8 protein-coding genes are annotated in these 11,473 nt (G+C 43.4%); all 8 read right to left on the reverse strand.

Annotated elements, in window-relative coordinates:
• Window positions 1-6 precede the first annotated feature (6 nt).
• On the reverse strand, window positions 7-3,018 hold the full coding sequence (locus tag AB5Z12_RS08025) for a family 78 glycoside hydrolase catalytic domain (protein ID WP_368357084.1): 3,012 nt from the start codon (window positions 3,016-3,018) through the stop codon (window positions 7-9).
• A 131-nt stretch (window positions 3,019-3,149) separates the two neighbouring features.
• Entirely contained in the window at window positions 3,150-4,595 is a 1,446-nt protein-coding gene (locus AB5Z12_RS08030) for a family 43 glycosylhydrolase (RefSeq protein WP_368357085.1), read from the reverse strand.
• A 186-nt stretch (window positions 4,596-4,781) separates the two neighbouring features.
• Window positions 4,782-6,470: a glycoside hydrolase family 3 protein gene (locus AB5Z12_RS08035; RefSeq protein WP_368357086.1), complete on the reverse strand. Its 1,689-nt coding sequence runs from the start codon at window positions 6,468-6,470 to the stop codon at window positions 4,782-4,784.
• 113 nt (window positions 6,471-6,583) lie between these two features.
• Complete coding sequence (locus AB5Z12_RS08040; protein ID WP_368357087.1) at window positions 6,584-7,573, reverse strand: ABC transporter permease; 990 nt, start codon at window positions 7,571-7,573, stop codon at window positions 6,584-6,586.
• 31 nt (window positions 7,574-7,604) lie between these two features.
• Window positions 7,605-8,768 (reverse strand): hypothetical protein, encoded by a 1,164-nt coding sequence (locus tag AB5Z12_RS08045; RefSeq protein WP_368357088.1) that lies wholly within the window; start codon window positions 8,766-8,768, stop codon window positions 7,605-7,607.
• 48 nt (window positions 8,769-8,816) lie between these two features.
• On the reverse strand, window positions 8,817-9,797 hold the full coding sequence (locus AB5Z12_RS08050) for an ABC transporter permease (protein ID WP_368357089.1): 981 nt from the start codon (window positions 9,795-9,797) through the stop codon (window positions 8,817-8,819).
• Window positions 9,798-9,810: 13 nt separating this feature from the next.
• Complete coding sequence (locus AB5Z12_RS08055; RefSeq protein WP_368357090.1) at window positions 9,811-11,316, reverse strand: sugar ABC transporter ATP-binding protein; 1,506 nt, start codon at window positions 11,314-11,316, stop codon at window positions 9,811-9,813.
• Window positions 11,294-11,431, reverse strand: coding sequence for a hypothetical protein (locus AB5Z12_RS08060; RefSeq protein WP_368368598.1), 138 nt, complete (start codon window positions 11,429-11,431; stop codon window positions 11,294-11,296). Before AB5Z12_RS08060 ends, AB5Z12_RS08055 begins: the two co-directional genes overlap by 23 nt.
• Between the last annotated feature and the right edge of the window lie 42 nt (window positions 11,432-11,473).

The raw sequence follows: 11,473 nt of genomic DNA on the forward strand, positions 1-11,473 counted from the left end.
AATCTATTATCTTACAACATCCAAATGCATAAGCTCCGCGGCCGCGCTTTGTACCATCTCCGGGTTAAATCCCAGAAAAAACATATACTGTAATTCATTCAGGCTTAAATTTAGGTTCTCTGGATCCTGGCTGTTGATCTTGTCCACTGCAAGTGGCAATTTACGCGCCAGGATTTCCATTGCACGGGGATCATTCTGCATTTCTTCCAGGCGGGAATTCATGGTGTACGCTTTTCTGTAGTCCCTGTTTGTTCTATAGCAGAATTCATAGATACCTGCAGAAAGCTGGATCTCCTCCTGCAAATTCTGTGGGTTTTCCTTACTTCCGTTTTCCTTTCCGTCAGTTCCGCTTCTTTCGTTTTCTCTCTTTTCATCCTTCAGTTCCGTAAACGATTTCATCTCCGCCACATCCGGCAGCACCGCCACCGCGCTGCAGCCAAAAGGAACCTCAAACCGAACTGTCACCGTGCCGTCTTCGTTTATTTTCCATGCAGAAGTATATTTTCCACTTACAGAATCATAGCTGTATGTGACATAGCCAAGCTTGTTATTTAACTGCGGTGCAAAACGAACCTTTTTAAATCCCGGCTCTGCTTCCTGGATTCCTGCCATGTAACGGTACACATATTCCATTACAGAGCCATAGGAATAATGGTTCAGGGAATTCATATCCGTTCCGCTGATGGTGCCATCATCCAGAATGGAATTCCATCTTTCCCAGATCGTGGTGGCTCCTAGATTTACACAATGCATCCAGCCAGGGAAGCCCTCCTGGAACAAAATATAGCTTGCTACATCTTCAAGTCCATTCTGGGCAAGTACCTGACAAAGCATGGTTGCGCCCACGAACCCGCCTTTAATTTTATAACAATCTTTTCTTAATCTCTCTTTTAATTCAGAAATAAGCTTATTTTTATCACGATATACACCAAAATTCAAGCACATAAGATATGCCGTCTGTGTATCTATCGCCAGTCTTCCATTTACAGCAAAGAACTCGTCCAGAATTGCGCCGCGGATTTTCTCAGCTTTCTCATGGTAGTACTCTGCTTCCAGCTTGTACCCCAGGATTTCTGCGGCTTCTGCCACTTTTCCTGTTGAAGCATAATAGTACAGGGATGCTACCAGTGCATCGTCTGTGCCACCCTTCATACTCTGTGGTGAGATGCCATCCTGGGCAAGCCAGTCTCCGAAATGGAAGCCGAAATTCCACAGATTCTGATTTCCATTTTGTTCCTCGCTTCGGATGATCCAGTCTACCCATTCTTTCATCATGGAATAATTCTGTCTTAATTCATCTTTATCCCCATAATGATGATACAGGACCATAGGAATAAAGGTTGCCACATCTCCCCATACACTGGAACCACCTGGAAGGCCTCCCAAGTTTGGAATAAAGTTTGGAATCGCACCGTTCTGTTTGCGCTGTTCAATATGCAGATCCTTTAAGAACTTCCGGTAAAAAGCCCTGGTATCCATGTTATAGCATGCAGTAGGTGCAAATACCTGTGCATCTCCTGTCCAGCCCAGTCTTTCATCACGCTGCGGACAATCCGTAGGCATGTCCAGGAAATTGGACTTTTGTCCCCACATACAGTTTTTTGCAAGACGATTCAACTGTGCAGAAGAAGAGTCAAAATATGTGGTTGTCTCCAGATCGGAATACACCACACATCCGCGAAATACAGACGGTTCTACTTCCCCAGGCCATCCAGTCACACGCACATAGCGGAAGCCAAAGAAGGTGAAATGAGGGCGTACCTTTTCCCTTCTGCCGTCCGAAATATACTCATATCTGGCCTTTGCCGTTCTATAGTTATCATTATAGAAATTGCCTTGCTGCAGCACTTCCCCGAAATCCAGAATAACTTTTGTTCCAGCTGGAAGGTTGGAATCAAATTCCACGAAGCCAACCATGTTCTGTCCCATATCCAGGACAATCTCACCGGCTTGTGTATGAATAATCTCCTGTACCGTAAGTGTCTCTTTCACCTTCACCGGAAGACTGTAACGCTCAGTAAGCTGGGAGGAAGTAAGGGAAATTTCTCCCATCAGGGTTCCCTGGTCTTTTTCAATGAGCCGTACTGGTTTTGCTGTATTTTCTTTTTCCTTCCACAGCTGTCGGTTCAGCACTTCCCCATCATAGAGATCGCTCATTTCAATATCGCTGCCCCGGTATGTCCAAGTCTCATCTGTGGCAACCACAGTCTCGCTGCCATCCTCATACCAGATATGAAGCTCTACAATAGCTGCAAATCTGGTTCCATAGCACTGGGATGCGCCTTCATATCCAAGTCTGCCTTTATACCACCCATTTCCGCAATAAATAGAAATCTGATTTTCCTGACCAATAAGCAGATGGTCGGTCACATCGTAGGTCTGATACTGGATTTTTTCCCGGTAATCATTGCAAAATGGAGCCAGGATATCTTCTCCGGCTTTTTTTCCGTTGATATAGGCTTCATATACACCTAAACCGGTTACATAGAGTCTGGCCTTCTGGATTCCCATTTCATTTTCTACAGCCGCATTTCCCAATGCACTATCTTCTGATATAGCTTTTTCTGATGCAGTTTTCTCTGACATTCCATTTCTAATCACTGCCTCTTGCGCACCAGTCAGACTTTTTACTTGAAAATTCTTCTCAAAAACAGGATGGAACTTATCTTCTTCCGCAGTGGAAATAAATTTACCAACCCATGCCGTTTTTCCTTTTCCTCTTTCGAAAAAGGTTGTTCCACATCCCTGATCACCAGCATCTCCTGTTACGGTAACACGGCAGTAATAACGAGTGTATGGCTCTACTCGAACCCCAACTTTCTCTCCTGTACAGTCCAGATTAGTTCCCTGTTTTTTCCAGATGCATTTGGAAAAATCCGCCTTATCACTTACCTCAATAAGAATATTCTCCGCCTTTTTGGATACGCGTTCCCGCACCTTCCAGGACAATTTCAGGTGATCCAGTTCGAAGCCAACCGGATTTTCGATGCCATTGATTTTTATGTCCTCAATTCTCATATACTATTTCCTCTTAATACGTTTCATACTTCCAGTACTATAAATCTGACATAGAACGTTACTATTCACCTTGCGCTTAGCAACGCTGTATGTCTTTCTAATAATTCTCTGTACTCTTCAGACTTCTTTTATTACATAAACTCAAATTCCATAAACTGCAGCGTTCCGGAGATCTCAAAGATGAAATACAACGGTTCCACAGCTTTTCCTGCCTTAAACGGAATTGTCACAGTCTGCCACTGGGACTCATTCTCTAACCGGATATCAGCTTCCCCTCTGAGCAATTCTCCGTTTTCATCCGCAGCTGCAAGAACCTTTCCTTCGGCACTTCCTCTTACGGTCATCTTCACACAAGAAAGTTCTTCCTCATAAGAAAAATACTTATATCCAACCTTCACATCCTGCTGCACATTTGCAATATAATGTGCCTCCCCATCCTGGAAAATATATGGGAACCGATCTCTCCTGCATTCACCATAATTTATTTTTCCATCATTCCCAGGGCATATCAGGTTACATGCAATAGCTGCCAGATATTTTCCTTTTCCTACAAGGGCACCAGCATTCAGTCCACAGCTAGTCATCTCCACCTGCTGGATTTTCCCATCTGCTCCAATGGTGATTTTCTCAGCGCATCCCTGTCTGGAACACTCAGTTCCATGTGTCTGGCGATGGTAAAAAATATACCACTGACCATTTACGCAAACCATTCCGCCATGGTTATTTCCCATCATATTTCTGGGAACTGCATTCCCCTGATATCCAATATCACCATTTGAAATAAGCGTTCCACCATAAGAAAAACCCCGGTTTGGATAGTCGCTGACTGCATAGCACAATTCATGGCTTAAATGGCTGGAATACACGAAGTAATACTTCTCTCCCACTTTTCTCATAGAAGAAGCCTCAAAGAATCCATGACCTTCGAACTCTGTGCCTTTCTCCAGCTTCTGTCCCGGAACCATCATTACCGGCTCTTCCTTCAAAGTAAGCATATCCGGCTCCAACTCTGCCACCATAGCTCCCGGGCTGATGCCCATTTCCTGTTTTTCTTCCACACCCATATCTGGTTTCTCCATATCAATTTCCGGGCAAAATCCGTAATACAGCCATACCTTTCCATCATCGTCCACCAGCACTGCCGGGTCAAAAGGAAGATATTCATTTAATTCTTTTCCATTTCTGATACTTTCTGGATAACGGATATGTCCATAGAATTCAAAAGGTCCGGCAGGTGAATCACTGACTGCCACTCCGATTTCCGGCACAAAAGTCACACAGTAATACAGATAATATCTTCCGTCCGGTCCCTTTGCCACATCCGGAGCCTGAAGAGCCCTTTCACCACCAGGATTTGACGGATCCTGGTCTTTCCTGTAGGAAACGCCTTCATATTTCCAGTCAGACAGATCTGAAACAGGCGCTGACCAGACTACATAATCCTGCATGCAGTATCTTTCACCTCCCGCAAGATCGTGGGAGCCATATACGTATAACCGGTCTCCAAACACATGAGATTCCCCATCCGGTACATATTCATTAAGTGGTAAATACGGGTTGTATGCCTGTTTCTTCACTATCTGTTATTTCCTTTCCTCTTGATTCATGATATAAATGACACATAACACTTTAAATGCACTCTAAAACACATTTGAAAAAACTTCTGCTATATATCACCATGTGAAGCATACAGATTGCGAAAATGTTTTTTCAAACACGCTCGAATCTTCTAAATACTTTGTATTTCGTCGATATCCCATCTCTTAATATCTTAGATATTCCTTTCCACAGAACGGATCCACCGGGCTTTTTCCTTTAAACTCAGACCGGCCCATTAATTTCTCCGCACATGCATCAATGACATAATCATTGTTGGAATAGCAGTTGATATACGTCTGAATCTGCGGTACATCAATGAGAGAATACGGATTTCCCATGCTTACATAAATAACCGGAACCTCTGCTGTAAACCATGGGCAGTTATCTCCATTTCCCCAGAAGGTGTACCACTGATAACGGTTGGTTACCTGATTTGAAGCATTCTCCATATTTCCTATATAAAGAACCAGATCGTATTTCTTGAGGAATCCTCCTACGGAAAAATCAGGTTCGGATGAGAAATCTTCTTTCTGATATACGGAAACTTCAAATCCCTCTTTTTCCAGAAGTGCTTTCCAACGCTCTGTAACTCTTGCACTGGATGGATAGTCACCAAGGATCTCCAGCAGGATTCTCTTTGTTTTTTCCGGTGAGATTGGCAGAACGTTTTCGTTATTCTTTACCAGTGTGACAGATTTATCTGCGCACTCATGTGCCCAGCTTTCGTAAACATCATTTCTCAGGATAGAAAGATCTTCTTTTGCTGGAACAAGCTCTGTTTTTGCCTTTTTATGCAGGCCAATTGCAGCCTTGGCTGCAAGGATCCTGGTAACTGCCTCATCCAATCTCTTCTCAGAAAGGATTCCGTTCTTATAGCCATTCAGCATGTACATATAATCTTCATGAAGATCTTTATTAAACAAGAACATATCACAGCCAGCTTCAATGGAATACGGAACAGCTTTCTCACGCTTCATTCCAACTGTAAATCCAAGCATACAGGTAGAATCTGTACTGATCAGTCCATTGAATCCAAGCTTACCGCGAAGCAGCCCCTGAAGAAGCTCTGGGCTTAAGGTTGCCGGAACCAGTTTATCCGGGAAATCCGGATTGAAATGTTTCTGGTAAGCTGGCTGGGCAATATGTCCTACCATAACGGTCAATGCCCCGTCATCAATCAGGCCTTTATAAATTTTTCCGTATGTTTCATCCCACTCTTCGCAGGAAAGATTATTTACACTTGTCAAAATATGCTGGTCTACTTCATCACAGCCATCTCCAGGGAAATGCTTGATGGAAACTGCTACATTTTCCTCATCCGCACCACGTTTGTATGCCAGACCGCATTTCAGGACAAACTCCGGATCCGCTCCATAGGTACGCACATTTGTAATCGGGTTTCTCCAGTTTCTGTCAATGTCCACTACCGGGGCAAATGCCCAGTTACAGCCTACTGCTTTTCCTTCGGAGCAGGAAATCTTGCCAAGACGGTATGCCTGCTCAGGATCACCAGTCGCAGCCACTTCCATCTGTTTTCCAAAAGAGGTTCCATCTACAGCGATTCCGTCACCGCCAGCTTCCAGGTTTGCAGCAATAAAAAGCGGGATTTTGCTGTGCTCCTGAAGCCATCTGTGACAAGCCTGCATTTCTTCACTTTCCCCACAGCGGTACAAAATACCGCCGATATGATGATCCAGCATTACGTGCTGCAAATAGCCAAGATCAGCAGAATAGCCGATAGGAACCATCAGCTGTCCGATTTTCTCTTCCAGAGTCATTGCTTTCTTTGTCTCTTCTACCCATTTCACCCCTTCATCATCCAGGTTAAATGGTACTGCCTTTATATCGATCATAATTTTTCATCCTTTTCTTTAATAATGGAAATTTACAAAAAAAGAACTGCTGCAAACAGAAGCTCGCTTATTCCGTCCGCATCTCCATTTGCAACAGTATCTCATTTCTTTTTTTATGCTCTTACTGCTTTTCTTTTTTCAAAGAAAGCTGCTATTCTTCCAGACTGGGAAGAGAATGTATAGAATCCCAGTACGAAGATTCCCATGATGATCTGCTGCCATCCGCCAGCTCCCAGGTTCAGACAGTTCAGACCATAATTCAGGATTTCCATTCCAATTGCTGCGATTGCGATTCCGATCACATCATTGCTTGCCAGTCCGATAAAGGTTCCCATAAATACCGGAACGATATAGGAAAACATGATGGAAGAAGTTGCAAGTCCGGATTGTGGTGTGACATCATTCTGTGAAATATAGACGATTGCTGCAAGTCCGATGATCAGTCCGGAGAAAATATAAGAAACAAATACGTTTTTATTTTCATTGATTCCGATATTTACACCGGCACTCTGATTGTTTGCAAGAATCTTTCCCCTGCGTCCGGAAGCTGTAAAGTAGGTATACACTACAAAAAGTATCATTGCCAGCACTGCCGGAAGAAGGACCAGCGGCATACGTCCCATTTGGGAAAGTGCAGGAGTGGAATAAAATCCGCGGATTCCCTGACCTCCAAATAACAGATATGTCAGAGACTCATATAAAAGTGTCATTCCAATGGTACAGATAATGATCGGCAGTCTTCCCACAATATAGACAATTGCAGTTCCCATGGAAAGGACCACACCCAGGGCGATTGCTGTAGCAAATGCAGCCCACATGCTTCCGGTATGCTGTCCCACATATCCTGCACCGATTGCTGCAAGAACCATGGATGCACCGCCGGAAAAATCAAAGCGTCCATTTTTCAGCTGCAGCCAGATGGCAAGCGCCACACAAACTGTCATACAGCTGTTAATCACAACCTGCTTGACCAAATCTTTTCCAAGGAAAATATTACGTCCGTTTACAATACATTTATCGCTGTTCATGGTGATGACAAGCATCACCACAAACATCAGCACTGGAAAAACCAGTGACAATAATACTTTTTTTACAGCTTTCATAGCATACTCCAATCGTTTGCTTAACTTTGTCTTAGTAGGTCAGACACTGTACTGCACTTACAAGATCTGCATATGTTGCGTCCGGATTTCCAAATGCTGTCATGTTCAGAACATCCTCTGGTGTATATGCTGCAGCGGATACATCAGCAGTGGTGTAAAGAGAATTTACAAAAAGTTCCATATCCTCATCACTGTTTACAATATACTGCTCTGTGCTGATTCTCTCTGCTTTTTCCGGCATATCAACAAACTCAGTCTCATTGATCTTGTTTAACAGCAGTACAAGCGGATAAACAATTGTCTCAACTCCTGTAACTATAACCTGCTGGTAGGTCTGGTTTCCTGCAGAACCAAAATTGCTTTCCTCACCGCCTTCATATCCAGTTGTAAACAGCTTGATATCAGAATCCACACCTGCAGAAACCATTGTAGGATATACGAAGCTTGTTCCTGCTGCGAAGCTCATGATTGCCTGTGTGTCAGGATGTTTGGAGAAATAGGTGCTGTCAAGCGGTGCAAAGTTCAGGACGTCAACTTCCTCATCAAGTGGATCTACTGTAATCGGAGTCTCTGCTGTCTTGTTATATTCATCCACAGTTGCAACGAACTGATCCGCAGCAGTTGCCTGTGCCGGGAATGCCCATGATGGAAAAATAGCCATTGATACATGTGTAAGTGGAGCATCTGCATGGCTCTCATTATATTCGATCAAGCTGTCAAAGAACTGAGTTCCAACGCAGACATCATCTGGATTATGTCCGTCTGTTACGGTTCCAACGAAGTTTGGATTTCCAAACACATCATCATATGCATTTGTGTAGGAAGTATCAAAATCACAGAGATATCCTCCATAATAAACGCCTGCTGCTTCGCACTCAGAAAGAATAGACTGTGTTCCAAGATCCATAGTGCCGATAATTCCGTCTACACCAGAAGCGATCAACTCCTGTACTTTTGTCAGGTTTGCAGCTTCATCTGTCTGTGTAAAAGTACCATACTTAAATTCTACATTTAATGTGTCAGACAGAGATTCCAGAAATGCCTTTGTAGCATCTACAGCTTTTCCTGTATCCTGATAGAAGCATACGCCAATTGTGGCTTTCTTCGGTTCTGCGGATACAGATACCATGCTAAGAGAAGAAGCGGCCATTGTTCCTGCTAACGCAAGTGCCATAAGTTTTTTGGATGTTTTCATTTGACAAATCCTCCTTAAAAATTGTTATATTTTGTTATATTTTTTGCATCATCTCGGAAGCACACCATCCCGTTTCCGGCATGTAATCATAACAATAATGATAAAAATAACTGCTTTCAGGAAATTGATCATGTTCAGGTCAACTCCCATGGTTGTAAGGTCATTGCTGAGAAGTACATAAGTAAAAGTTCCAATCAGTGCACTGCTGACTTTGGATTTCATTCCTCCTGAAAGAGGCATTCCGCCAAGGATCAGACAGATCATAACGTCCATTGCGAAACCAGTTCCAGTTCCTTTTCCTGCGCTGCCGGTACGGGTCAGCATGATAAAAGAACCAATTGCAACAGTAGCTCCAAACGCCATATAAGCAAATACTTTCCATTTCGTGGTATTTACACCAGACTGCTCTGCTACCACCTCGTTCGCACCGATTGCTTTGGTATATTTTCCAAATTTTGTATATTTGAAGAAATAACCAACCAGAAGTGCTACAACCACAATTGCTATGATCAGCATGATCGTGTACTCGTTCCTGTCCATAGGCTTGATCTTCGCCTGGATGGAAATACTGGTATTTCCTGTTCCTTCCATCAGAAGCAGCTGTGCTCCGGTGAAGAAGAACATCAGGAACAGGGAAGTTACGATAGAGGGAAGTCCCAGCCATACTGCAACGGCACCGTTAAATGCACCGCATGCAAGGGCAATTGCAAGAACTACTATAAATGCAACAACTACTCCCTTTGTAGTTCCACCCATTTTATTGGAAATCAGTATGTACAAAATGGCATATACACCAACCTGCTGTCCTACACTGACGTCCATAAATCCCATAGAGTAAACAAATACCGAACCCAGGGAAATGATCGCATATGGGGCAACTGTCTGTAATACAGTTGTCGCATTATACATCAGCTTATCTCCACTGAAGATCAGAAAGAGAATTACGGTAATCGCAAGTCCTGCGTAAGCAGCAACATCATAAATATGTGTTTTCAGCCAGGAGGCTGTTTTACTTTTATCTTTTCCCACTTCTTTTGCCTCCTTATATTACATACTCAATAATGTCTGTCTCCTTCAGTTCAGGAGAACGCATTACTTCGCCAGTTTTTACGAAATCTTTCATGATAATGATCTTATCAGCCATACCGATCAGCTCTGCCATCTCTTCGCTGATCAGAATGATTGCTTTTCCTTCTTTTTTCATTTTCGCGATCAGCGCATACATGGATTGTTTGACCCCAATATCAACGCCTCGGGTAGGGCAGTCCATGATCAGTACCTCAGACCCTCTTGCTGTCCACTTGGCAAAAGAAACCTTCTGCTTATTTCCACCGCTCAGGGTGCTGACCCACTGTTTTCCACTGTTACATTTGATCCGGAAGGAATCGATTTCTTTATCTGCACTGTTCTTCTCAGCTGCCGGATTGACGAAGGTTCCATGCTCCAGAGACGGAAGCAGCGGAAGTACGATATTTTCCTGGATGGAACCCTCCAGGATCAGAGCCTCTTTATCACGGTTTTTGGAAATATAACCAATTCCAGATTCGATTGCCTGTAAACAGGTCTTAATCTCTTTTCCATTTCGCACCACACTTCCGGATTCCAGTTTCTCAAGTCCGAAAGCCGCCCGGCCTACCTCATGCATTCCGCATCCGGATAAGCCGCCGAAACCGATGATTTCACCTTTATGTAAGGTAAGGGAAAAATTCTTAATTGGACCAAAAGAAATATTCTTCAGTTCCAGCGCAACCGCATCGCTGTGGCTGGTATCATAATCTTCACGGTAATAGGCCTCTCCGATTTCCCTTCCGACCATCATGTACCTGATTCTCTGTACCGCATTCGGTGCGTCCATTTCTTTCCGGTTCAGATGACCGATGATGTTTCCATCTCGTAAAACAGTCAGGTCTGTACACTGCTCCAGGATTTCATCCATATCATGGGAAATGAAGATTACAGATTTTCCTCTGTCTTTCATCTCATGAATCAGCTTATACAGAATCTGGCGTCCCTCCAAGGAAAGTGCTGTTGTTGTTTCATCCACCACGAAAACCTCTGTTTCATCGGATACGCAGCGGACAATTTCGATCAGCTTTCTGTCCTCGAATGTAAGCTTGTTAATGCTGTCCTTCACATGAATATTTGTGATGCCAAATTTCTGAAGCATTCTCTCTGCCTCTTCATTTGCTTTTTTCATGCTCACAAATCCAAATTTTGAAAATTCATCAAACCGTCCAGCCAGCAGGTTCTCGGCCACTGTACAATCCGGTATGGTGTTTGCTTCCTGAAGTACCATGCTGATTCCGGCCTTCTGGGCTTCCACCATATTGCCAGGTTTCCAGCTTTGTCCTTTGTAAATCATTTCACCGCCGCTGGCAGCCTGCATTCCTGCAATAATTGAAGTAACTGTAGACTTTCCGCTTCCGTTCTCCCCGATTAGTCCACGAATCTCTCCGCGGTAGAACTTCAGGTTTACTCCTTTCAGAGCCTGGGTCGGTCCGAAAAACTTGGTCATATTTTTTACTTCAATCAGTAATTCTTTTTCCATAGTTTCCTCCGAAATTTCCATTCCTTGGTCTGTTTCCTTTCATGGTTATATTGTACCTTTTTGAAAGAGACTGCTTCAAGGCTACTTTTTCATATTGGATAGTACATTTTTTCATAAAATCATAAATTTTCTTCAATAATACATGGATTTTAATTTT

Origin of the sequence: Ruminococcus sp. RTP21358st1_G6_RTP21358_211008, assembly GCF_040908885.1 — a bacterium.
Classification (GTDB): domain Bacteria; phylum Bacillota; class Clostridia; order Lachnospirales; family Lachnospiraceae; genus Blautia_A; species Blautia_A faecis.